The following is a 23,634-nucleotide window of genomic DNA, read 5'->3' as shown; positions in this document are numbered from 1 at the left end:
CGCGTCATTCCCACTCGATCGTGCCGGGGGGCTTGGAGGTATAATCGTAGGTGACGCGATTGACGCCCTTCACCTCATTGATGATCCGGGTCGCGACGCGCGGCAGGAAGTCGCCGGGGAAGGAGAATGCCTGCGCCGTCATCCCGTCGACCGAGGTCACCGCCCTGAGCGCCAGAACGTAATCATAGGTGCGGGCATCACCCATCACCCCGACCGTGCGAACCGGCAGCAATACCGCGAATGCCTGCCAGATCGCATCATAGAGGCCGGCGGCGCGGATTTCCTCCAGATAGATCGCATCCGCCTTGCGCAGGATATCGCAGCGTTCGCGCGTCACCTCGCCGGGGATGCGGATGGCGAGGCCGGGTCCGGGGAAAGGGTGACGGCCGACGAACACGTCGGGCAGGCCCAGTTCGCGACCCAGAACGCGGACCTCGTCCTTGAACAGTTCGCGCAAGGGTTCGACCAGCTTCATGTTCATGCGTTCGGGCAGGCCGCCGACATTGTGGTGGCTCTTGATCGTCACCGACGGCCCCCCGGTGAAGCTGACGCTTTCGATCACATCGGGATAAAGCGTGCCCTGCGCTAGGAAATCGGCGCCGCCGATCTTCTTCGCCTCCGCCTCGAACACGTCGATGAAGGTCTTGCCGATGAACTTGCGCTTGGCCTCGGGATCGGTGACGCCGGCAAGACCATCCATGAACAGGTCCTGCGCCTGCACATGGACGAGCGGGATGTTGTAGTAGCCACGGAACAGGCCGACGACCTGCTCCGCCTCCCCCGCCCGCAGGATGCCGCCATCGACGAATACGCAGGTGAGCTGGTCGCCGATCGCCTCGTGGATCAGCAGCGCGGCGACCGACGAGTCGACTCCGCCGGACAGGCCGCAGATCACCTTCGACGTGCCGACCTGTTCGCGGATCTCGGCGATCTTGGCGGCGCGGAATTCGGCCATCGTCCAGTCGCCGGCGAGGCCGCAGACATGGCGGACGAAGTTCGCGATCAGCTTTGCGCCGTCGGGCGTGTGGACGACCTCCGGATGGAACTGCATCGCGTAGATGCGGCGATCGTCGTCGGCGATGATCGCGAACGGCGCGCCGCGGCTGGAGGCGACGGGGCGGAAGCCGGGCGCGAGTTCGGCGACGTGATCGCCATGGCTCATCCACACCTGATGCCGGTCGCCTTCGGCCCACAGGCCGTCGAACAGCGCGCAGGGGGCGTCGACCGCGACGAACGCCTCGCCGAATTCGCCGCCCATCCCCTTTTCCACGCGACCGCCGAGCTGCTGGGTCAGCGCCTGCTGGCCGTAGCAGATGCCCATGATCGGCAGGCCACTCTGCAGGATCGCATCGGGAATGCGCGGACTGCCCTCGTCTAGGACGGAGGCCGGACCGCCCGACAGGATGATGCCCTTCGGCCGGATGCGGGCATAGGCGTCGGCGGCGGACTGGAAGGGAGCGATCTCGCTATAGACGCCCGCCTCGCGGACGCGACGCGCGATCAGCTGCGTCACCTGGCTGCCGAAATCGACGATGAGGATGCTGTCGGGGTGTTCCATGGCGGGCCTGTAGCGACTGTCGGGCGGCGGTGAAAGGGGCAGGCGATGCTGCTACCATCACCGGCAGCCATGGCGGCCGGAAGGATCGATCTTGACGAACGCATCGCGCGACCAGCAACTGCTGTTGCTTATGACGGCCTGGGCGATCGGCCTGATGGTTTCGGGATGGCACCCGTTCGATCGGGCCACATGGCTGATGGAAATCGCGCCGGTGCTGATCGCCATGCCCGTGCTGTGGGTGACGCGGCATCGACTGCCCCTGACACCGATCGCGCTATCGCTGATCGCGGTTCACGGCATCGTCCTGATGGTGGGGGGTGCATACAGCTATGCGCGGGTACCGATCGGCTTCGACGTCCAGCAATGGCTGGGACTGGCTCGCAATCCCTATGATCGGTTCGGCCACTTCTTGCAGGGTTTCGTACCCTTCGTCGTCCTGCGCGAGCTACTGATACGGGCCGGCGGACTTGATCGAGGTCGGCTGACCCATTTCCTGACGCTGGCCTGCTGCCTGGCGATCAGCGCCGGCTACGAGCTGATCGAGTTCGGCGCGGCGATGGCGCTCGGCCAGGGAGCCGAAGAGTTTCTCGGCACGCAGGGCGATCCATGGGACACGCAATGGGATATGCTGATGTGTCTGGCAGGGGCCATCAGTGCCGGGCTGATAGTGCCCCGGTGGCATGATCGCCAGATATCCCACATGAATCGTCACGCTGCGTCATGACGACGAAAGGGCCGCACCATCGCTGGCGCGGCCCCGTTCATTTGACAGCGATGACGACTTACGCCGCTTCGTTGTAATCCTCGTCGTCCTGGACCACCGGGCCGGAATCCTGACCCTTGGCCGAGACGTCGCGATCGACGAACTCGATGATCGCCATCGGCGAGGCATCCGACTGGCGCGGGCCGGTCTTGATGATGCGGGTGTAGCCACCGTTGCGATCGACGTAGCGCGACGCGATCACGTCGAACAGCTTCACCAGCTGCGCATCGTCGAGCAGGCGGGCATGGGCGAGACGACGGTTGGACAGGCCACCCTTCTTCGCCAGCGTGACCAGCTTCTCGACATAGGGGCGAAGCTCCTTCGCCTTGGCGACGGTGGTGGTGATCTGCTCGTGCTTGATGAGCGCGGCCGCCATGTTGCGGAACAGGGCGATCCGGTGGGCGGAGGTACGTTGCAGCTTACGGCCGCCGACGCGATGACGCATGATTGATGTCCTTCTTCGTTCGTTCAGGGGCCGTTTGACGGAAACCCCGGAGCAGGCGGTGAGAAAAAGGGCCACCGCCGATAACCCGTACCGGCAGAGGAGCCGGTGGAAAGTCACTAAAGTCACATCCTACAGGGCATATTTCGCCCGAACCGTGACTTTTCGGTTTGGGCCGGACACGGGCAAAGCCCGTGTCTCACGTCGAACGGGTCAGCAAGGCTAACCCGCCGGCCGGGCTGGCGCCGTCTTCGGGATAGCACCGCTATCCCGATGCGGCTCAGCCCATGATCTCCTGCTCGAGCTTCTTGGCCATCTCTTCGATGTTCTCGGGCGGCCAGCCCGGGATTTCCATGCCGAGGCGCAGACCCATCGACGACAGCACTTCCTTGATCTCGTTCAAGGACTTGCGGCCGAAGTTCGGGGTGCGCAGCATTTCCGCCTCGGTCTTGCCGACCAGATCACCGATATAGATGATGTTGTCGTTCTTGAGGCAGTTGGCCGAGCGGACCGACAGTTCGAGCTCGTCGACCTTCTTGAGCAGGTAACGGTTGATCTGCTGGGTATCACCAGCAGGCTCCGTGCCGGCAGCCGGTGCCGCGACCTGACCCGTGGGGGCCGGACGGGTCATCGACGAGTCGTCGAAGTGGACGAACAGCGCCAGCTGGTCCTGAAGGATGCGGCCGGCATAGCCCACAGCGTCTTCCGGGGTGACGGTGCCGTCGGTTTCGATCGTCAGCGTCAGCTTGTCGTAATCGAGGTCCTGTCCGACGCGGGTCGGGTCGACCTTGTACGACACCTGACGTACCGGCGAGTAGAGCGCATCGATCGGGATCAGCCCGATCGGGGCGTCGGCCGGACGGTTGGCGGAGGCGGGGACATAACCCTTCCCGACATCGGCGGTCAGCTCCATGTTGAGCGTCGCACCTTCGTCGAGATGACAGATCACCAGATCCTTGTTCATCACCTCGATATCGCCGGACACGGCGATATCGCCGGCCTTCACCTCGCCGGGGCCGGTAGCCGCCAGTTGGAGACGCTTCGGGCCTTCGCCCTGCATCCGGATCGCGATCTGCTTCACGTTGAGGACGATGTCCGTCACGTCCTCACGGACGCCGGCGAGCGACGAGAACTCATGCAGCACGTTCTCGATCTTGATCGAGGTGACGGCAGCGCCCTGAAGCGAGGAGAGGAGCACGCGGCGCAGCGCGTTGCCGAGCGTCAGGCCGAAGCCACGCTCCAGCGGTTCGGCCACGAAGGTCGCCTTCCGCTTGCCGTCACCGCCCTTCTTCTCCAGGCCGTTCGGCTTTTTGAGTTCCTGCCAGTTCTTTGCGTTGACAGCCACGGGGTTCCCCTGGGTTGGAGGCCGGGGGGCGCCGGCCTCGGATAGTAAAAGGACGCCGGCTCGTCAGCCGGCGAGCCCGAAATCAGACGCGGCGACGCTTGGACGGACGAACGCCGTTATGCGGGATCGACGTGACGTCGCGGATCGACGTGATCTGGAAACCGACCGCCTGCAGCGCGCGCAGCGCCGATTCGCGACCCGAACCCGGACCCTTGACCTCGACCTCGATCGTGCGGACGCCGTGTTCGGCGGCCTTCTTGCCGGCGTCTTCGGCGGCGACCTGCGCGGCGTACGGCGTCGACTTGCGCGAGCCCTTGAAGCCCATCATGCCGGCCGACGACCACGAGATCGCATTGCCCTGCGCGTCGGTGATCGTGATCATGGTGTTGTTGAAGCTGGCGTTCACATGCGCGACGCCGGCGGTGATGTTCTTGCGCTCGCGACGACGAATGCGCTGCGGTTCACGTGCCATTGTTGGAAATTCCTGACCTGTATCTCTGATACGGAAGCCGGAAGGCGGTCAGCCTCTGACCTGCCCTCCGGCGGAGAAGAAGTAAAAACAGTCCCCCGGACTATTTTTACTTCTTCTTACCCGCGATCGGCTTCGCCTTGCCCTTGCGGGTGCGCGCGTTGGTGTGCGTGCGCTGACCGCGGACCGGCAGGCCACGACGGTGGCGCAGGCCACGATAGCAGGCGAGGTCCATCAGACGCTTGATGTTCATCGCGGTCGTGCGGCGCAGATCGCCCTCGACGCTGTAGTCGGCGTCGATCGCTTCGCGGATCTGGAGAACCTCCTGATCGGTCAGGTCCTGTACGCGACGTTCCGGCGCGATCGCCAGCTTCTCGGTGATCTTCTTGGCGTTGGCCGGGCCGATACCGTGAATATAGGTCAGCGCGATCACCACGCGCTTGTTGGTCGGGATGTTGACACCCGCAATACGTGCCATGGAATGTTTCTCCTAGCTCCACAGCGATCGGCATGGCCGCACGATCGCTATCTCGACGCGTTGATCCGCCCCACCGATGCGAAACGCACAAATGCGACGTGCGCAAAAATGCGACGCCGGCAGCCGGTGGCTCGGGGTAGAACGTCGTTAGGGGGCGTGAAACATCAAGTCAAGCAGCAGGTTCCGATCCGGCGACGGCCAGCGGATGGGCCAGCCCGGCACGGGCCGCGCGGCGAAGCACGGTCCAGCGGCGCAGCGCCACCACGAACCAGATGAGCTCCACCGCCCCGAACGGCCATGCCCCCTGCAGGAAGCCATAAGCCGATCCCATCAGACAGCCGATGGCGAACAGCAACGTCCAGAACGGCGCACGATCCTCCAGCACATAGCAGATCAGCATGAAGGTGACGGCGAACAGGCCGAAGGCGGTCAGGGCATCCATGACCGGCAACAATGAATGGAGGCAGCCCGGAGTTGCATGCCGGCCATCCCGCGCCGCTTACCCATGAGCCGCCGGTCGTGGCAGGGATGGTGGCGGAGTCGCCACCGTCAATCGGCGAACAGCCACTGTCTGGCCGCCTCCTCCGTCGGAAAACAGCGACGCCCCTCCGACTCGCACAGTCGTCGCGCCTGCAGGAGGTGAAGCGACCCGGACACCACGAAGGCGATCCGGCGCGAGGGCGAGTCGGGCCGCAGCATCCGGGCCATGTCGGTGGCGATGTCCTGAGGCAGGATGTTCTTCCGGCTCATGTCGATCAGCGTCAGGAACGTACCGGGCAAGGCCCCGGCGGCGATCATGCCACGGATGCCACCGGCGACCTCCGTCGCGAACCGGTCCGCGATCACCCGGTTCCAGTCACCGACGAGCGAAAGGTGGAGGAACGGTCCCGCAGGATCGCACTCGATAGAAAAACTAGGTGCAACCATGACGACTCCCCGATCGCCGGCCACCCTGGACCACACCGATTAAAACACCGTTTCAGCCTGGTAGCACCAAACGGGCGATCAGGCCGGGCGCATTGTCATCCAGTTCCAGCCGTCCGTCGTGCAGGCGTGCCACCGCCTCGATCAGGGTCATGCCCAGACCGGCGCCGGGCGTGGTGCGGGCGGTATCCAGGCGACCGAACCGGCGCAGTGCATGCGCCCGGTCGGCAGCGGCGATACCGGGCCCGCGATCCTCGACCTGGATGGTGATCGCGCCCGGCACGCCCCCCGCCCGCAGCATCACCGCCCCGCCGCCGGCGCCGTGCTTCAGCGCGTTGTCGATCAGGTTGGTGATCGCCTGGCTGACGAGTTCGCGGTGCAGCCGTACCGGTCGCAGGCCGGGATCGAGCCTGACCGTGAAACTGAGGCCCGCCTCCTCGGCGACGGGACCGTAGAGGTCGGCGATCTCCTCGACCAGCGCGGCGGGATCGACCAGCGTGAACCGGTCGCGCGACACCGATTCCGACCGGCTGATCTCGATCACCATCGTCAGCATCCGCATCACCAGATCGGTCTCCGCGAGCAGCCCGCCGAGCATCGCATCGCGCGTGGCGGGATCGCCGGCCACCACCGCCTGTTCGGCCTTGGTGCGCAGCCGCGCGAGGGGGGAGCGCAGATCATGCGCCAGACTGTCGGTGACGACGCGGAGCTCGGCCATCAGCCGTTCCACCTTGCCCAGCATGGCGTTCAGCCGCGCCGCCAGCCGGTCGAATGAATCGGCGCCGCCCGCCACCATCTCGACCCGGCGCGACAGGTCACCCTCCCCCGCCGCCTCGATCACGCCGGCGATCCGGTTGAGCCGCGCGCCGACATAGCGGGCAAGGACGAGGCCGGCGCCGATACCAAGCGCCAGCGACAGCGTGACCGCCAGCGCCAGCGCGCCTTCGATCGCGCGCTGTTCCGCCTCGATCACGTCGAGCGTGCGTCCGGTCAGCAGCCAGTTCCGGCCGATCGACCGCAGGATGTAGCCGGTATCATGCTGTCCCCACGACCCCGTGTCGGCGAGGTGCGCGACGTGGAAGGCGGTGGCGTGCAGCGGCACCGTGACCCGTGGCGGCGCATAGCCGGCCAGCCGACGGCCGCGCGCATCGAGAATGGCGACGACCAGCGATACATCGCCCGGCGGCCGTGCGTCGCGCACCGCGGCGGCAAGGGGGCGCAACCCCTCGCGCCGCCAGATCGCCAGCAGCGCGTCCGACTGTTCGGTCATCTCGCGCCGGGTGGCGGCGATCGCATCGTCATGCGTCCATTTCCAGACGAACCCGACAAGGACGAGGTTCGACACCAGCGCCAGCGCGATCGCCAGCAGCGCGATGCGCGCGGTGACCGACAGCCTCATGCGCAGCGAGCGCCCCTAGCCGTCGGCGGCGAGGCGATAGCCGGCACCGCGTACGGTGTGGAGGATCGGCGAGCCGAACCCGTCCTCCAGCTTGCGGCGCAGGCGGCCGATATGCACGTCGACGACGTTGGAGCCGGGATCGAAATGATAGTTCCAGATCTTTTCCAGCATCATCGTGCGGGTGACGACCTGTCCGGCATGACGGGCGAGAAATTCGAGCAGGTTGAACTCGCGGCCGCCCAGCGCGATCGGACGACCGGCCCGGGTGACGTGGCGGGCGAGCAGATCGATCTCCAGATCGCCGACCGACAGCCGGGTCTTCTGGGGTTCGGTAGCGGCACGGTCGGCGCGACGGACCAGTGCCTCGATCCGGGCGGACAACTCGGCAAAGGAAAAGGGCTTGCACAGATAATCGTCGGCGCCGGCGCGAAGCCCGTCGACGCGATCGTCGACCGAGGCGAGCGCCGACAGGACCAGCACCGGCGTCGCCACCTTCGCCGCCCGCAGCGCCCCGACCATCGACAGGCCGTCGAGCCCCGGCAACATGCGATCGGCGACGATCAGATCGAACACCCCCTCGCTGGCCAGGAACAGGCCGTCACGGCCATCGCCCGCGATTTCGACCGCATAGCCGTTTTCGGCCAGTCCCTTGGCCAGATAGGCAGCGGTGGAGGCATCGTCCTCGACGATCAGGATCTTGCGGCTCATCGCATCACGCTCACCGGCACCGTCCTATCCCGCCAACCCAGAAAGGGAAAGCCGGCGGAAGGTCGTGCCTTCCGCCGGCCCCTACGACGCTTCCGGGAGTTAAAGCGCCGATCTCGCGATCTGGTGGCCCTCCTCTACCGGCGGCCGGCCGTCCGCGGGGTGACCGGATCATGACAAATCCATCACGTTTCGGGTCAGGCAGGGATCACCAGCGATGCGGCCGGCGATCGCGGGCGACGCGCCATCGCCGAATCGACCGCCCGGATCAGGACATCGGCACCGTAAGGCTTGGCCAGCATCACCGCCTCCGCCTCCGCCAGCACCGCCGCGGTATCGCCCGTGGCGAACACGATTCCCAGGTCGGGGCGCAGCGTGCGGGCGCGGTCCGCGAATTCCGGGCCGGAGAGGCCGGGCAGGTTCACATCGGTGACCAGCACGTCGATCGCGTTCGCACGCAGCATCGTCATTGCCGCCTCCGCGCTGGCGGCGTCGATCACCGTGAAGCCCTGTTCGATCAGGATTTCGGCGGTGCTGGCGCGGATCATCTCGTCATCCTCGACCAAGAGCACGCTGATCCCGCGCGACTTTGCCACGGGTTCGGACGCGACGGGAACCGCGGTGCGGGACAGGCTGGCTTGGGACAGGGCGGCAAGCTGGCGCTGGCCCCGGTTGCCGAGGACGTGGCGGAACTTCCGTGCCAGCGCCTCGCGCGTATAGGGCTTGGACAGGAGTTCGACCCCGGCATCGAGCCGGCCGCCATGGACGATCGAATTCTCGGTGTAGCCGGAGGTGAACAGCACCGCGATATCGGGCAGCCGCTCACGAGCCTTGCGCGCCAGTTCGGGGCTTTTCAGCGTGCCGGGCATCACGACGTCGGTGAACAGCATATCGATCGGAATGCCGCTTTCGACCACGCTGAGCGCGCTCGTCGCGTCCACCGCCTTCAGCACACGGTAGCCGAGATCGGTCAGCATCTCGACGACGATGGCGCGTACCTCCGCGTCGTCCTCCACCACCAGCACGGTTTCGCTGCCGCCGGTGATCGGGCCGTGATCGACCTGCACCTCGACATCCTCGCTCTGCATCGCGCGCGGCAGATAGAGGCGGATGGTGGTGCCGTGCCCGACCTCGGAATAGATCTTAACATGGCCGCCCGACTGCTTGACGAAGCCATAGACCATCGACAGGCCGAGCCCCGATCCCTTGCCCTCGCCCTTGGTCGAGAAGAAGGGTTCGAACACCTTGTCGATGATCTCCGGCGCCATGCCGCTGCCGGTGTCGGATACGGCGAGCATCACATACTGGCCGGGCATCACCTCGTCATGGGTGCGGGCATAGGCATCGTCGAGATGGGCGTTGCCCAGCTCGATCGTCAACCTGCCCTGCCCCTCCATCGCGTCGCGCGCGTTGATCGCGAGGTTGAGCAGCGCGTTCTCGATCTGCGCCGGATCGATGAAGGTGTTCCACAGGCCGCCACCGACGATCGTCTCGACCTCCACCCCCTCGCCGATCGCGCGGCGGAGCATGTCGTCCATGCCGTTGACGAAGCGGGTGACGTTGACGACCTTCGGTTCCAGCGCCTGCCGCCGGCCGAAGGCGAGCAATTGCGACGCCAGCTTCGACCCGCGCGAGACGCCGGCCATCGCATTGGCGACGCGCCGTTCCGCCCGGTCGTTGCCGGCGACGTCACGCGCGAGCAATTGCAGATTGCCCGACACGACCTGCAACAGATTGTTGAAATCATGCGCGACGCCGCCGGTCAGCTTGCCGACCGTTTCCATCTTCTGCGCCTGCGCCAGCTTCACCTCGGTCTGGCGGCGGCTTTCGATCTCGGCGATCACGCGCGCTTCCAGATTGTCGTTCAGGTGACGCAACTGCTGCTCGGCGCGTTCGCGGTGACGGACCTGCCGGGACAGGTGTTCGGCCTGTTCGCGCAACGCCGCCTCCGCGGCGCGGCGATGGGTGATGTCGGTATGGACGCCGACCCATTCCATGATCTCGCCATCGTCGCCGATGATCGGCAGCCCCCGGATGGCGAAGGTCCGCCACGTTCCGCAATGACGGCGGACGCGGTGTTCGTGGACGAACATCGACCGGCTGGCGACCGCTGCGTTCCACGCCGCAAGGGTGGCGGCACCATCATCGGGATGGACGGCATCGGCCCAGCCGAAACCCTGATATTCGTCGGCCGACTGCCCGGTCAGTTGCGCCCAGCCCGGCTGTTCGCCCAGCATCCGGCCATCGGGGCTGTTGGTCCACAGCACGCCGTGGACGGCATCCATCGCGGTACGGAAACGGGCATTGCTGACCGTCAACGCCGCCTCGCGCGCGGCGCGCTCCTCGATGTCGATGCCCAGGATATAGCAACCAGAGATCGCGCCACCGGCCGCGATATCGGGAATGTAGCGCAACTCGAAGCGCCGCGCGCTGCCGTCGAGGCGCGGGATGATCGCTTCGCTGTCCAGGGTTTCGCCCGCCAGCGCGCGATCAATCGAGGGCCGGCGATCGGCGTAGAAATCCTCGCCCACCGCATCGCGAACCGAGCGGCCGATCATCGTCGCCGGATCGATGCCCAACAGGTCGCGATAGGCCCCGTTGGCGAAGCGATAGACGTGATCGCGATCGACATAGGCGACCAGCATCGGCACCGCATCGGTGACGGCGCGCAACTGCGCCTCGCTCGCCGCGACGCGACGCTCCGCCCGCAACCGCCCGCTATTGTCGACGACAGTGCACATCACGCCGCCCACCTGCCCGCTGGCGGCGTAGACGGGCGTATAGAACAGATCGAGGTCCAGCGTTTCGCGACCGGTGGCGCGATGAAAGGTGATCGGCTGGTCGTGATGCGAGACGGCTTCGCCCCGTTCAGCGGCCGCCAGCACGGTGCGGTTCCATTCCCACACCTCCGGAAACATCGTCGCCACCGGCTTGCCCAGTGCGACGGGATGCCGGTCGCCCGCGATCGCGCGATAGGCATCATTGTAGAGCAGCAGATGATCCGGCCCCCACATCAGCACCTTGGCGACCGGGGAGTTGACGATGTTGGCGACGGTGCTGCGCAGCTCGGCCGGCCAATGATCCTTCGGCCCCAGCGAGGTGGCGCCCCAGTCATAGGCGCGAATCAGTCCGCCACATTCGCCGCCGCCGACCGGCCATTCCTCGGAGGATGCCGCCACCGCAACGGCCGGCCCAGCCTGCCCGCCCTGATCCCGCAGCAATTTCAACGCAGTGCGAACCACCTCGCTGGCATTGCCATATTCGCCGGCGCCAAGCTGCTCGTCGATGAACGCACCCAGCTCCGGCGTGAGCGAGATATTACGCGACAGACGTTGAATGACCATCATGACAGCATGGCAAAAATCACCTTGTGTGTCAATGAATGGCACACGCTGGAAACCCCTTGGTGGATCAGATCGAGGATGCCGATATGGCTATTATAGGCCCGGTTTCGAGAACCCGTTCAGGCCGGACAGCGCATATAACGCGTCGTGCCACCTTGCCCCCCGCCCTGCCCGTCCCCGGCGCTGTCGCGCACGAGCGAACGGCCGTTATCCTGCAGCACCATCCGGGTCGGTTCGCGCCATGTCTGGCCTTCGCCGCTGAACGACAGGGTAGCGACCAGCGTCGTCGCTCCCTCGGTCCGCGCCGCCGCCAGCTTCGCGCGGGATTCCCAGAAGCGCAGCGTGTCGGCACTGACGGTCATCAGCCCCTTGGCATCGTCGCGCGCGGCGTCGCAGTCCGCCAGCCCGATTCCCCAGCGGCCACGGAAAGCCATGGGGATCGCCACGACCGGCGAGGGCGCGGGGGTCGGCAGGGCGGCGGGGGCAGTGCCCTTGCCGGGCGGATCGAGCGGCACGACCATGTTGCCGGGGTCCGCATAGAGATTGGCCGGGGTCTTTTCGATGGGAGCGACGGTGGTTTCCTCTTCGGCACCGTTGCCCGCCCCGTCTTCGGACGATCCGCAGGCGGCGAGCAGCAGGACGGCGGCGATAGCGTATCTGGTCATGCGGATGGTCCCCGATCTGACGAATTAGGGAAGAATAACGCGGGCGTGGCAACCATGGGTCCGCAAACCGCCCTGTCGGTCCGCGCAAGTATTTCTACCACGAAACGGGCTTGGTGCTGTCCTACAGCGCCGCCCCGACGCCGAGATACGGCAGGACGATAAAGGGTTTGGCCATGATGATCGGTGAACTGCTGCTGACGGCAGCCACGGCGGCGGCACTCGCGGCGCAGGCGCCCCTGCCCCCAACACCCGCCACGCAGGATGGCGCGCCCGCGGAGGCGGCACAGGCGGCGCCGGTGGCCGATGCGGCAACGACGGCGGACGAGGGCGACGATATCGTCGTCACCGGCACCCGCGTCGCCGGTCGCAGCCGGCTGGACAGCGCCTCGCCGGTCGACGTGTTGAGCGGTGCGAGCCTGCAACGCCAGGGCACGACCGAACTGGCGACCGCTTTGGCCGCTGTCGCCCCATCGATCGATTTCCCGCGCCCCGCCGCCAATGACGGCACCGACGCGATCCGCCCCGCGACGCTGCGCGGCCTGTCGCCGGACCAGACGCTGGTGCTGATCAACGGCATCCGCGGCCATACCTCGGCCCTGCTCAACACCAACGGTACCGTCGGGCGCGGATCGGCAGCGGTCGACCTGAACACCATCCCGACCGTGGCGCTCGACCGGATCGAGGTGTTGCGCGACGGCGCGTCGGCGCAATACGGATCGGATGCGATCGCCGGCGTCGTCAACCTGCGCCTGCGCGAGGCACGGTCGGGCGGCGGCGCCCAGGTGAATTACGGCTTCTACGACACGCAGGTCGACACCGCGAACAACCGCCGGCACGTGACGGGCGAACATGCCGTTACCGCCTCCGCATGGCAGGGCATCGGCTTCGGCAGCGACGGCTTCCTCACCGTGTCGGGCGAATATATGAAGCGTCAGCCGACCAACCGGGCCGATATCGACACGCGGGTCAGTCCCCGGCGCATCACCGGCCGCTATGGCGACCCCGCCGTCACCCAATATACCGGTTATGTAAATGCCGGCACCTCGCTGACCGACACGGTCAGCCTCTATGCGTTCGGTGGCTATCAGGACCGCGACACCAGGAGCGCCGCTTTTCCCCGCCTGCCCGGCGTAACCAACGGATACAACGTTAATACGTTATATCCCAACGGCTTCCTGCCGATCATCAACACCAAGTCAAAGGATATGAACGCCGCGACCGGCCTACGGGGCGATTTTGGCGGATGGAATGCCGATCTTAGCGTGAGTTACGGCCGAAACCTGATTTCCTTCCGTACCCTGAATTCGGCGAATTTCGCGGCGGGCAACGCATCGCAGCGGGATTTCTACGCCGGACGGCTGATCTATGACCAGTGGATCGCGGGGCTGGACGTGACGCGGAAGTTCGACGTCTTCCAGTCGCTCAACGTCGCGTTCGGCGTCGAGGGACGGCGCGAGGGCTACAAGATCGAGGCGGGCGAGCCCAACTCCCGCCCGGTCAGCCGGGTGTCGGCGGGGGCGCAGGGCTTCCCCGGTTTCAGCGCCGACAACGAGCTGGAGCGGTCGCGCCGCAACGCCAGCGCCTATGTCGATCTGGAAGCGCAGGTGACCGACAAGCTGCTCGTCGGCTTGGCCGGACGCGTCGAGGATTATTCCGATTTCGGTTCGACCGCGACGGGCAAGGCCTCGCTGCGCTATGATATCGCACCGTGGCTGGCGCTGCGCGGCACCGCCTCCACCGGCTTCCGCGCGCCATCGCTCCAGCAGCAGTTCTTCACCTCGACCGCGTCGGTGGTGCAGAACGGCGTGCCGGTGCTGACCATCACGACGCCGTCGACCTCATCGCTCGGCACCGGGCTTGGCGGGTTGCAGCTGGAGGCGGAGAAGTCGACCAACTTCTCGGCTGGCGCAGTGGTGCGCGCGGGCGGGTTCGACCTGACGGTCGATGCCTATCGCATCCGCATCCGCAACCAGATCGGCCTGTCGGAAAACCTGAACGCCAGCTTCAGCCCGCAGGTCGCGGCCTTGCTCGCGCCGTCCGGCGTGACGGCCGCGCGCTTCTTCATCAACGGGCTGGCGAGTACGACCAAGGGCATCGACGTGGTGGCGCACTACCGCCTGCGGACCGAGGCGGCGGGCGCGTTCGACTTCACCGTGGCGGGCAACGTCAACGACGTGAAGGTGACGCGGGTGCCGACCTCCACCGCGACGCTGAACCCCGCGCCGACGCTGTTCGCGCGCAGCCGCATCCTGTCGCTGGAAGACGGCACGCCGCAGCAGAAGGTGACGGGGACGATCGACTGGTCGCTCGACCGGCTGGGGGCGCTGGCGCGGGTGACCTATTATGGCGACGTGAACCAGCCAGGCACCACCCCGGCGGCAGACGTGCATACCGGCAAGCACGCGATCACCGATCTGGAACTCCGCTATGCCGCCACGAAGGGGGCCAATATCGGCATCGGCGTCAGCAACGTGTTCGACGTGTATCCCGACCGCACGATCCCGGCGAACAACAGCACCGGTACGCTCGGCTTCCCCTATTACTCGCCGTTCGGGTTCAACGGCCGGTATCTGTACGCCCGGCTGGGGGTGAACTGGTAACGACGTCTTCGGGACGATCCGCCTCCATGTCCATATCCGGACCGAGCGGATCGTCCCCGATCCCCGTCAGCGGCGTGCCCGACAGATAGGCGGCCCGGCCCAGCAACTGCGCGCCGAACGGCAGCGTGACGAGCAGGAACAGGATGGTCAGCAGCCCGGTCGACGGCCGGGCGACCTCCCCCAGCAGCATCGCCCCCAGGATGACGAGCGCGGTGCCCAGCGTACCGGCCTTGGTGGCGCTGTGCATCCGTTGCAGCGCATCGGGCAGGCGGACGAGGCCGATCGCGGCGACCAGCAGGAAGCCGACCCCCAGCGTCATCAGCACGATCCCGGCGAGTGTGGTCATCCCCTGCCCTTTCGTTCGAGGAAGATCGCGAAGGCGGCGGTGGCGACGAAGTTGACCAGCGCCAGCACCAGCGCCACGTCGAGGAAAGCGCTGCGCCCCGTCGCCACCGCAGTCAGCGCGGAGAAGGCGACCGCGACCGCGGTCAGCATGTCGAACGCGACGAACCGGTCCGCGATCGTCGGCCCGCGCAGCATCCGCCAGCCGGCCAGTGCCAGCGCCACGCACAGCACCATCGCCAGCACCGCGGCGACGGCGTGAAGATCGATACCGCTCATGCCTCCAGCTCCGCGACCCAGCGTTCGTAGAGGCGACGGAACCGCGCGATCGTCGCCGCATGATCGGGCGTGTCGAGCAGGTGCAGGTACAACCGATGCCGGTCGCCGGATACGTGCAGGCAGGTCGATCCTGGCGTCAGCGAGGTGAGATAGGCGAGCAGCGCGACCGCCCATGGCCGGCGCAGGTCCGTCTCCATCACCAGGATCGCGGGCCGGGTCGCGATCCCCGGTCGCAGCACCACGGCGGCGACGCGCAACGACGAGACGATCAGGTCCCACAGGAACGCCGCGACCAGCGCCAGCACGGCCTCGGCCTTGCGCAGCACCGTCATGCCCCCATCCCCTTCAACGTGGCGGCGGCGATTTCGGCGACCCGCCACCATGGTTCGGGATACAGGCCGATCGCCAGCGTCGCCGCCGACAGCACCGCCATACCAGCCAGCATCGCCGTCGGCACGGTCCGGGCGGGACGATCGGCGGGGCGCGATTTCCAGCACGTCTCCACCCACAGGCTGGCGACCGAGATGATCGTGAGGAGCGCCGCGACCAATGCCACCAGCGACAGCCAGCCCATGCCCGCCCCGATCCCGGCGCGCAGCACGAACAGCTTCGCCCAGAAGCCCGATAGCGGCGGGATGCCGGCCAGCGACAACATCGGCACTGCGAACAGCGCGACGAACAGCCGGTTGGACCGGATCATGCCGCCGGCCCGCTTCAGGTCCCAGCTGCCGCTGGCCCGCCGGATCGCGCCGATGCCGAGGAACAGGTTGGCCTGCACGATCATCGAATGCATCATGTAGAAGGTCGCCGCCGCCAGCCCCTCCGCCGTCCCCAGCGATACGCCGGCCGCCATGTAGCCGACCTGCGCGACGACGTGATAGCCGATCAGGCGCCGCATGTCGGTCTGCGCCAGCGCGGCGAGAGCGCACAGCAGCATCGTCGCCGCCGCCAGCAGGGCGAGCACCGGCAGCAACTGCGCCGCGGCCGTGCCGAACACGCCCGCAATCACCAGCATCAGCGCATAGAAGCCCATCTTGGTCATCAGCGCGGCGAAGACGGCAGCGACCGTCAGCGGCGCGGCGGCATAGGAGGCGGGCAGCCAGACATGGAGCGGCGCCAGCCCCGATTTCAACGCGAAGCCGCCCAGGATCAGCGCGCCGGCAACGGCGAGCGCGACCGAGGGCGGCCGGGCAGGCAGGATCGCCGCCAGCGTCGCCATGTCGAGCGTGCCCGTCGCGCCATAGACGAGGCCGATGCCGGCGAGGATCGCGGTCGCCGCGATCATCCCGAACGCGGCATAGCGCATCGCGCCGCCGATCTGCTCGCGCCGGCGATCGATCGTGACGAGGCCGAGCGCGGCGACCAGCGCCAGTTCGAACCAGACATACAGGTTGAACAGATCGGTGGTCAGCAGCGCGCCGTTCACCGCGCCGACCAGCGCCAGCATCAGCGCATCATGCCCCGCCCGCCGTCGGCGATCACCGATATCGGCGCGGGCATAGATCGCCGCCGCCGCGGCCACGAGTGCCACGACGAGGATCAGCAGCGTCCCCGGCAGGCGCGCGGCGAAACCGACCCCGATCCCCCTCGGCCAGTCTCCGAACACGGCGATCGCCGGGCCGCTGCCGTCGATCGACCGCACGAACAGCGCGATCGACGCCAGCGCGGTGAGCGCGACCACGAGGCCGGTCCACCCCTCGCTGGCACGCGGGCGATGGGGGAGGAGCACCGCGACGGCGGCCCCGAGCAGCGGCAACCCGACCGGGGCGATCAGCAACAGCGCGTCGGTCATGCTGGCTCCGCCAGATAGGGGGTCATGCTGGCTCCGCCAGATAGGGGGTCATGCTGGCTCCGCCAGATAGGGGGTCATGCCGGCTCCACCGGGTCGGGATCGGCCGGTTGATCGACCGCGCCGAGCGCGCGCGCATCGAGCGAGCGCGTCGCCCGCCAGCCGCGGAGCACGATCGCGGCGAGGATGACGGTCAGCGCGAAGCCGATGACGATCGCGGTCAGGATCAGCGCCTGGACCAGCGGATCGGCGGATTCCTCCAGCACCTTCGCCCCCTCGCGGATCAGCGGCGGCTGGCGGCTGGCGATGCCGCCCGCGACGAACAGCATCAGGTTCACGCCGGTGGACAGCAACGCCAGCCCCAGCAGGATGCGGATCAGGTTGCGCGACAACACCATGTGCAGCGCACAGGCGACGATCATGGCGGCGGCGATCGCCTGAATGAGGGTCATCGTGTCGCCTCCCGCTGCAATCCGAACAGGAAGGCCAGCACCGCCCCCAGCACGACCAGATAGACACCGAAATCGAACGTCATCGTCGTACTCAGTTTGAGGAAACCGGCCGGCTCCCACCACAGATGCGTCAGATAGGGGCGACCGCCGATCATCCCCGGCAGGCCGCTGACCAGCGCGGTGGCCAGTCCGACGCCGACCAGCGTGCGCGGCGACATGCGCAGGCTATGCCCGGCGGCGGCGGGGCCACGTGCCAGCGACAGCACGGCAAAGGCCAGCGCCGCGACCAGCCCGCCAACGAAGCCGCCGCCCGGCTGGTCGTGCCCGCGCCAGAGGATGACGACCGAGCCGACGAGCAGCAGCCAGAACAGGGGCGCGGCAGCGACGGCGAAGCTGAAATGCACCGCACGCACCGGTTTCTCGGCATGCGGCGTCGCGGTCCGCCGCGCCAAGAGCGAGATGGCGAGCAGTGCGGCGGCGGCGATCACCGTGGTCTCGCCCAACGTGTCGAAGCCACGGAAATCGACGAGGATAACGTTGACGACGTTATGCCCCTTGCCGGCGACATAGCTCATCCGTGCGAAGAAATCGGACGGGACGGCGCCATGATTGATCGCGGCGACATCGACCAGTGCGACCAGCAACAGCAGCGCGAGCGATCCCGCCAGCCCCCAGTCGACCAGCCGCTGCCGCCCGCTGCGCGTTCGCGGCGCATCCAGCGGCAGGACGACGAGCAGCGCGGTCAGCAGCACGACGATCAGCGCCTCTACGGTGAACTGGGTGATCGCCAGATCGGGCGCACCGCCCGTCATGAAGGTGATCGCCACCGCGAACCCGGTCAGCCCCACCGCCAGCATCGCGACCAGCAGGTTGCGCGCCCGTGCCGCCACCACCGCCCCCGCCACGCCCGCCAGCGCGACCAGCGTGTCCGCCACCCGCACCGGCGCATCGCCCGAGGGCAGATGCAACGGCGCCCCCACGGACGCCACCGACCACGCGGCGATCGCGATCATCGCGGCGATGGCGGTGCCCAGCACCATGCGCAGGTCGCCATGTTCGGTCCAGCGCACCAGCCCGGCGCTGGTGCGCAGCAGCAGGCGCAACGAGCGTTCCCACATCCGCTCGATCCCGAAACGCTCGAACTGGTCGTGACTGCGCAGGTACAGGTGGATGCGCCGCCAGAACACCGCGATCGCCACGCCCACCAGCACGACGAGGCCGCTGAGCATCAGCATCGGCGTGACGCCGTGCCACACCGCGACATCCACCTCGATCGGCCGGCGATAGACAGCGGCGACCGCGGGGCCGACCGCGACGCGGGTGATCCAGTCGGGATCGAGGCTGATCGTCAGCCCCGCCAGCGCCAGCAGCAAGGGCGGCATCCCCAGCGAGAAGCTTTCGCGATGCTCCAGCTTCACCGGTTCGGCCGGGCGCAGGAAGAACGGCTTCAGCGTGACCACCGCCGCGACGCCGACCATGACCGCATTGACCAGCACCGCGATCGCGATCGGCACGCTTTCCCAGCTGCTCTCGATCTGCGCCTGGAACAGGAATTCCTTGGTGATGAAGCCGAAGAAGGGCGGGATGCCCGCCATCGACAGGCTGGCGCCGGCGCAGGCGATCGCCGTCATCGGCATCCGCCGGGCCAGTCCCCCCAGCGCGCGCAACGAGCCGACGCCAGTGGCATGGAGGACCGAGCCGGCGCAGAAGAACAGCGCGGCCTTGTACAGCGCATGGGCCAGCAGGAAGCCGATCATCGCCACCGTCGCGGTCGGCCCGTCCAGCCCGACCAGCAGCACGAGGATGCCGAGCGAGGCCATGGTGGAGAAGGCGAGCGCCGCCTTGAAGCTTTCCGCGCGCAGCGCCTGCACCGCCGCGACCAGCATCGTGATGCACGCGACGACGATCATCACCGTGCGGCCCCAGCCGGTGGCGGCGATCGTCGGTTCGAACCGGGCGAGCAGATAGATGCCCAGCTTCACCATCGTCGCCGAATGGAGGAAGGCGGAGGCGGGGGTCGGCGCCTGCATCGCGTTGGGCAGCCAGAAATGGAACGGGAACTGCGCCGATTTGGTGAAGCCCGCGATCATCACCGCGACGACGATCGGCGCCCCCCACGGGCTGACGACCAGTTCCGCCCCGCGATCGATCGCCCCGCTGAACGAATAGCTGCCCAGCACATGGCCGATCATCACCACCGCCGCCAGCAGCGCGAGGCCGCCGCCCGCCGTCACCTGCAACGCCATCACCGCGGCGCGGCGGGCGCGGGCGGAGCGGCCGTCGAACCCGATCAGCAGGAACGACAGGATGCTCGTCGCCTCCCAGAAGATCGCCAGCAGCAGCAGGTTGTCGGCCAATACGGTGCCGAGCATCGCGGTCATGAACAACAGGATCAGCGTGAAGAAGCGCGCGCGCTGCGCCCGCGACTTCAGCGTCAGATATCCCCCGGCATATACCACCACCAGCGCACCGATGCCGGTGATGAGCAGGCAGAACAGAAACGAGAAACCATCCAGCCGCAGCGTCAGGTCCAGCCCGACCGCCGGTGCCCATCGATGCGTTTCGGTCTGCACCCAGCCGCGTTCCACCACCGGCGCCATCCGCACGAACGCGGCCAGCAGCCCCAGCGGCAGGATCGCCACGACCAGCCCCGCGCCGCGCCCCATGATCCGGGCGACGAAAGGCAACAGACAGCTTCCCACGAGTGACAGGACCAGAATGACGAGCATCGCTTCTCCATGCGGGAGGCGGTTACGGAACGCACCCCATAAAAAGCCGGGCGGCGGCGCTTGCGACGGGAAAGCCCGCGGACGCCACCGGTTCGCCGCCCGGGCGGCACCGCCCTAAACAAAAATTTTCTGTCAAAGGTCCGGACATTGGCATTTGTGGCGTCTGACAGGGTGAGGGACGGCGATCGCACGACGATCGGCGCCATCATGATCGGGGGACCATGGAATGACACGGAGTTGGCAACGGACGGCGCTTGCGCTGCGGACCAGCACGATCGCGGCGACGATCGCAGCGATCGCCCCGCCGGTCGCGGCGCAGGGCGTTCCGGCCCAGGCATCGGCGGCAGTCGAGGAGACACAGGACGGCGATCAGACGGCGGCGGACGACATCGTCGTGGTCGGCTCGCAGATCAGGGGTGCGAAGGTCAACGATGCGCTGCCGGTGACGGTGATCGGCCAGCGCGAGATCGCGGCATCGGGTGCGGTATCGGGGGACGAGCTGTTCCGGTCGATCCCGCAATTCGGCGACGTGACGTTCAACAGCGCCTATCTGCCGGGCAGCAGCAATTCGGCGCGCGGCGACATCGGATCGGTCAATCTGCGCAATCTGGGGATCGGCAATACGCTGGTGCTGCTGAACGGCCGGCGCGTCGTCGCGCATCCGACCAGCCAGGCGAACGACCAGCTGGTGCCGGTGCTGACCTACAACACCAATGCGATCCCCGTGAACGGGCTGGAGCGGCTGGAGGTGCTGCGCGACGGCGCCGCCGCGATCTATGGCGCAGATGCGGTGGCGGGCGTGGTGAACACCGTGCTGAAGTCCGACTTCAACGGTGGCGACCTGTCGATCCAGTATGGCGGGGCGGAGGGCACGCGGTTCCGCGAATTCAACGCCAATGGCGTGTTCGGCAGCAATTTCGCGGGCGGCCGCGGCAACATCACGCTGTTCGCCAATTATGATCGCGGCACCGGGCTGGACACGACCGAGCAGGATTTCACCGCCTCGTCCGACAAGCGCGCACTGTTCGCGGGCACCCGGTTCGAAGCGGCGACCTCGCTCGACGGGCGCAGCGTGACGACGCCGTGGCTGTCCGCGCAGACGCCGGCCGCCTTCGGTACGATACGCCGCACCGCGTCCGGCACGACGACCGCGCTGACCAGCGCATCGGGGCTGTTCCATATCCAGCCGACGACCTCGACCGGGTGCCAGCTCGCGACGGGCAACGGGCTGTGCATCGACGACGGCGCGCTGGCGACCGCCGGGGTCGACCGCGACCTGCGGCAGGATACGCAGGCGCAGAATACCAGCGTCATCCCCTCGCTCAACCGCATCAACCTGTTCCTGACCGGGCATTACGATCTGGACGACAGCGTCACGGCATTCTGGGAGGGCGGCTATTATCGCGGCAAGACCCACGCGCAGCAGAGCCCGATCCAGACGCTGACCTCGATCCCGATCACGGTGGCGGCGAGCAACTACTGGAATCCGTTCGGCGCGGCGACCTTTGCCGACGGCACCGCCAACCCCAATCGGATCGCCGGCACCAACGTCCCCGCCGCCGGCCTGCCGGTCACGATCCGCAACTATTCCTTCTCCGACCTCGGCAACATCAACGTATCGGTCAAGAACCAGCAGTATCGCGGGTTGTTCGGGCTGCGGGGCGAGGCGAACGGGTTCAACTGGGAAACCGCCGGCAGCTATTCCGAGGCGACGGTGCGCGACGTGAGCGACAACATCTCGCGGACCAAGCTGGCCTATTATCTCGGCCTGTCGACGCCCGACGCCTATAACGTGTTCAACGGCGGCACGCTGGCGACACCGTCGATCGGCGATGCCACCCCCAACCGCCAGTCGACGATCGACGCGATCCGCGAGTCCCTGACCCGCTTCACCAAATCGACGCTCGCGACGTTCGATTTCCGCCTGTCGAAGCAGGATCTGCTGACCCTGCCGGGCGGCGATGTGGGCTTCGCGGCGGGTATCGAGGCACGACGCGAGACGCAACTGGACGATCGCGACGCACGGATCGACGGCACCATCACCTTCCGCGATTCGGCGACCGCGATCCCGGTGGGCGACTTCGCCAATTCCAGCGTCAATCCCGACACCAGCGGCAAGCGCGAGGTGTTCGCGGCCTATGGAGAGCTGGCGATCCCGGTGGTGTCGCCGGAAATGAACGTGCCCCTCATCCGGTCGATCAGCCTGCAGGTGGCGGGCCGGTTCGAACGCTATAGCGATTTCGGCGATATCGCGGTGCCCAAGGTGGCGGGCGCGTGGGATATCGTGCGCGGCATCCGCCTGCGCGGATCATGGGCGAAATCGTTCCGCGCGCCCAATCTGGAACAGGTCAACGCCGCGCTCGTCACGCGGACCAATACCCGCACCGACTATGCGTTCTGCGAGGCGGACCTGCGTGCCGGGCGGATCACCAGTTTCGCCGGTTGCGCGCGGGCACAGACGACGACGGCGCAGCGATCGGGCAATCCCGATCTCGATCCCGAACGCGCCGAAACCCTGTCGTTCGGCGCGGTGCTGGAGCCGCCGCTGCCCGCCGGGCTGGGGTCGCTGACGCTGACCGGCGATTACTGGCAGGTGCGCCAGACCGGGCTGGTCGGCATCTTCGGCGAGGGCAACGCCCTGACGCTGGACTATCTGTTGCGCCAGAGCGGGCAGACCAACCCCAACGTCGTCCGCGCCGCGCCGACGGCGGACGATATCGCCGCGTTCGCCGGCACCCGCCTGACGCCCGCCGGACAGGTGCTGTACGTCACCGACCGCTATGCCAACCTGTTGCCGCAGACGGTGCGCGGGCTGGATTTCAACGCGATCTATCAGGTGCGCAACACCGGGGTCGGAGATTTCAGCGCCTCGTTGAACATCGCGCATCTGCTGAAATTCTATCAGGACCCCTCCCCCGGCATCGCCGCACTGCTGGCGGCGCGGGAGGCGGGGCAGATCAACGCCGGCACCGCGATCACCGGCGGCGGCGACCTGCGGCGGCAGAACTCGCGGCCGACGTGGAAATGGTCGGGCGTGCTGACCTGGTCGATCGAGAACGTCACGCTGAGCGGCTTCACGCAATATATCGGCAGCGTCGAGGATACCGGCCTGATCGACAGCGCGGGCGATCCGTGGATCGTCGACGACCAGATCACCGGCAACCTGTACGGCGAATACCGCTTCACCGGCGGCACGCTGGCCGGCACCAGCATCCGGCTGGGCGTACGCAACCTGACCGACGAGAAGCCGTCGCTGTCCTCGAACGGCTATCTGGGTACGCTCTACACGCCGACGCGCCGTTACTGGTACGCCAATATCCGCCATCGTTTCTGATGGACGAAGGAGCCGTC

20 protein-coding genes are annotated in these 23,634 nt (G+C 67.2%); 3 read left to right on the top strand and 17 right to left on the bottom strand.

Annotation, left to right across the window (positions count from 1 at the left end; translation table 11 throughout):
• Positions 1-4 precede the first annotated feature (4 nt).
• Positions 5-1,558, bottom strand: coding sequence for a glutamine-hydrolyzing GMP synthase (guaA, locus tag ABD719_RS10835; RefSeq protein WP_344693383.1), 1,554 nt, complete (start codon positions 1,556-1,558; stop codon positions 5-7).
• A 91-nt stretch (positions 1,559-1,649) separates the two neighbouring features.
• On the opposite strand from guaA, the gene ABD719_RS10830 reads away from it, so the two are divergent.
• Positions 1,650-2,282: a DUF2238 domain-containing protein gene (locus tag ABD719_RS10830; RefSeq protein WP_344693382.1), complete on the top strand. Its 633-nt coding sequence runs from the start codon at positions 1,650-1,652 to the stop codon at positions 2,280-2,282.
• Positions 2,283-2,340: 58 nt separating this feature from the next.
• Here the strand turns inward: ABD719_RS10830 and rplQ are convergent, their stop codons facing one another.
• The 10 genes from rplQ to ABD719_RS10780 all read right to left on the bottom strand — a co-directional run bounded on the left by rplQ (position 2,341) and on the right by ABD719_RS10780 (position 12,092).
• Positions 2,341-2,766 (bottom strand): 50S ribosomal protein L17, encoded by a 426-nt coding sequence (gene rplQ, locus ABD719_RS10825; protein WP_344693381.1) that lies wholly within the window; start codon positions 2,764-2,766, stop codon positions 2,341-2,343.
• A 277-nt stretch (positions 2,767-3,043) separates the two neighbouring features.
• Complete coding sequence (locus tag ABD719_RS10820) at positions 3,044-4,108, bottom strand: DNA-directed RNA polymerase subunit alpha (protein ID WP_344693380.1); 1,065 nt, start codon at positions 4,106-4,108, stop codon at positions 3,044-3,046.
• Positions 4,109-4,190: 82 nt separating this feature from the next.
• Entirely contained in the window at positions 4,191-4,580 is a 390-nt protein-coding gene (gene rpsK / locus ABD719_RS10815; protein ID WP_192124504.1) for a 30S ribosomal protein S11, read from the bottom strand.
• Positions 4,581-4,686: 106 nt separating this feature from the next.
• Complete coding sequence (rpsM, locus tag ABD719_RS10810) at positions 4,687-5,055, bottom strand: 30S ribosomal protein S13 (RefSeq protein WP_192124506.1); 369 nt, start codon at positions 5,053-5,055, stop codon at positions 4,687-4,689.
• 169 nt (positions 5,056-5,224) lie between these two features.
• Positions 5,225-5,497 carry a hypothetical protein gene (locus tag ABD719_RS10805; RefSeq protein ID WP_344693379.1) on the bottom strand — a complete coding sequence of 91 codons (273 nt, stop codon included), beginning with the start codon at positions 5,495-5,497 and terminating at the stop codon, positions 5,225-5,227.
• Between the two features lie 107 nt (positions 5,498-5,604).
• Positions 5,605-5,982 carry a hypothetical protein gene (locus ABD719_RS10800; protein ID WP_344693378.1) on the bottom strand — a complete coding sequence of 126 codons (378 nt, stop codon included), beginning with the start codon at positions 5,980-5,982 and terminating at the stop codon, positions 5,605-5,607.
• A 52-nt stretch (positions 5,983-6,034) separates the two neighbouring features.
• Positions 6,035-7,378: a sensor histidine kinase gene (locus tag ABD719_RS10795; protein WP_344693377.1), complete on the bottom strand. Its 1,344-nt coding sequence runs from the start codon at positions 7,376-7,378 to the stop codon at positions 6,035-6,037.
• A 15-nt stretch (positions 7,379-7,393) separates the two neighbouring features.
• A complete protein-coding gene (locus ABD719_RS10790) occupies positions 7,394-8,086 on the bottom strand; it encodes a winged helix-turn-helix domain-containing protein (protein ID WP_192124514.1) in 693 nt (230 codons plus the stop codon).
• A gap of 194 nt (positions 8,087-8,280) precedes the next feature.
• Positions 8,281-11,427, bottom strand: coding sequence for a PAS domain-containing protein (locus ABD719_RS10785; RefSeq protein WP_344693376.1), 3,147 nt, complete (start codon positions 11,425-11,427; stop codon positions 8,281-8,283).
• Between the two features lie 119 nt (positions 11,428-11,546).
• Entirely contained in the window at positions 11,547-12,092 is a 546-nt protein-coding gene (locus tag ABD719_RS10780) for a hypothetical protein (protein WP_344693375.1), read from the bottom strand.
• 173 nt (positions 12,093-12,265) lie between these two features.
• Here ABD719_RS10780 and ABD719_RS10775 point away from each other — a divergent pair, with 173 nt between their 5' ends.
• Positions 12,266-14,692 (top strand): TonB-dependent receptor plug domain-containing protein, encoded by a 2,427-nt coding sequence (locus ABD719_RS10775; protein ID WP_344693374.1) that lies wholly within the window; start codon positions 12,266-12,268, stop codon positions 14,690-14,692.
• Here ABD719_RS10775 and mnhG read toward each other — a convergent pair.
• From mnhG to mbhE, 6 genes are all read right to left on the bottom strand, one after another.
• Entirely contained in the window at positions 14,649-15,038 is a 390-nt protein-coding gene (gene mnhG / locus ABD719_RS10770) for a monovalent cation/H(+) antiporter subunit G (RefSeq protein ID WP_344693373.1), read from the bottom strand. The two genes, ABD719_RS10775 and mnhG, sit on opposite strands and share 44 nt — an antisense overlap.
• Entirely contained in the window at positions 15,035-15,313 is a 279-nt protein-coding gene (locus ABD719_RS10765; RefSeq protein ID WP_344693372.1) for a monovalent cation/H+ antiporter complex subunit F, read from the bottom strand. Before ABD719_RS10765 ends, mnhG begins: the two co-directional genes overlap by 4 nt.
• The gene (locus ABD719_RS10760) at positions 15,310-15,645 is read right to left on the bottom strand and encodes a Na+/H+ antiporter subunit E (protein ID WP_344693371.1); all 336 of its coding nucleotides are present in this window, start codon (positions 15,643-15,645) and stop codon (positions 15,310-15,312) included. Before ABD719_RS10760 ends, ABD719_RS10765 begins: the two co-directional genes overlap by 4 nt.
• Complete coding sequence (locus ABD719_RS10755) at positions 15,642-17,105, bottom strand: proton-conducting transporter transmembrane domain-containing protein (RefSeq protein WP_344693370.1); 1,464 nt, start codon at positions 17,103-17,105, stop codon at positions 15,642-15,644. Before ABD719_RS10755 ends, ABD719_RS10760 begins: the two co-directional genes overlap by 4 nt.
• 74 nt (positions 17,106-17,179) lie before the next feature.
• Positions 17,180-17,554 (bottom strand): sodium:proton antiporter, encoded by a 375-nt coding sequence (locus ABD719_RS10750; protein WP_344693369.1) that lies wholly within the window; start codon positions 17,552-17,554, stop codon positions 17,180-17,182.
• A complete protein-coding gene (mbhE, locus tag ABD719_RS10745; RefSeq protein ID WP_344693368.1) occupies positions 17,551-20,283 on the bottom strand; it encodes a hydrogen gas-evolving membrane-bound hydrogenase subunit E in 2,733 nt (910 codons plus the stop codon). The genes ABD719_RS10750 and mbhE overlap by 4 nt, the downstream gene beginning before the upstream one ends.
• 226 nt (positions 20,284-20,509) lie before the next feature.
• Between mbhE and ABD719_RS10740 the strand changes: the two genes are divergently transcribed.
• Positions 20,510-23,617: a TonB-dependent receptor plug domain-containing protein gene (locus ABD719_RS10740; RefSeq protein ID WP_344693367.1), complete on the top strand. Its 3,108-nt coding sequence runs from the start codon at positions 20,510-20,512 to the stop codon at positions 23,615-23,617.
• The last annotated feature ends 17 nt before the right edge of the window (positions 23,618-23,634 follow it).

Origin of the sequence: Sphingomonas cynarae (assembly GCF_039537815.1) — a bacterium.
In the GTDB taxonomy this organism is placed as follows: Bacteria; Pseudomonadota; Alphaproteobacteria; order Sphingomonadales; family Sphingomonadaceae; genus Sphingomonas; species Sphingomonas cynarae.
The sequence above is the reverse complement of the archived record's forward strand: the minus strand, read 5'-3'. Positions and strand labels throughout refer to the sequence as shown.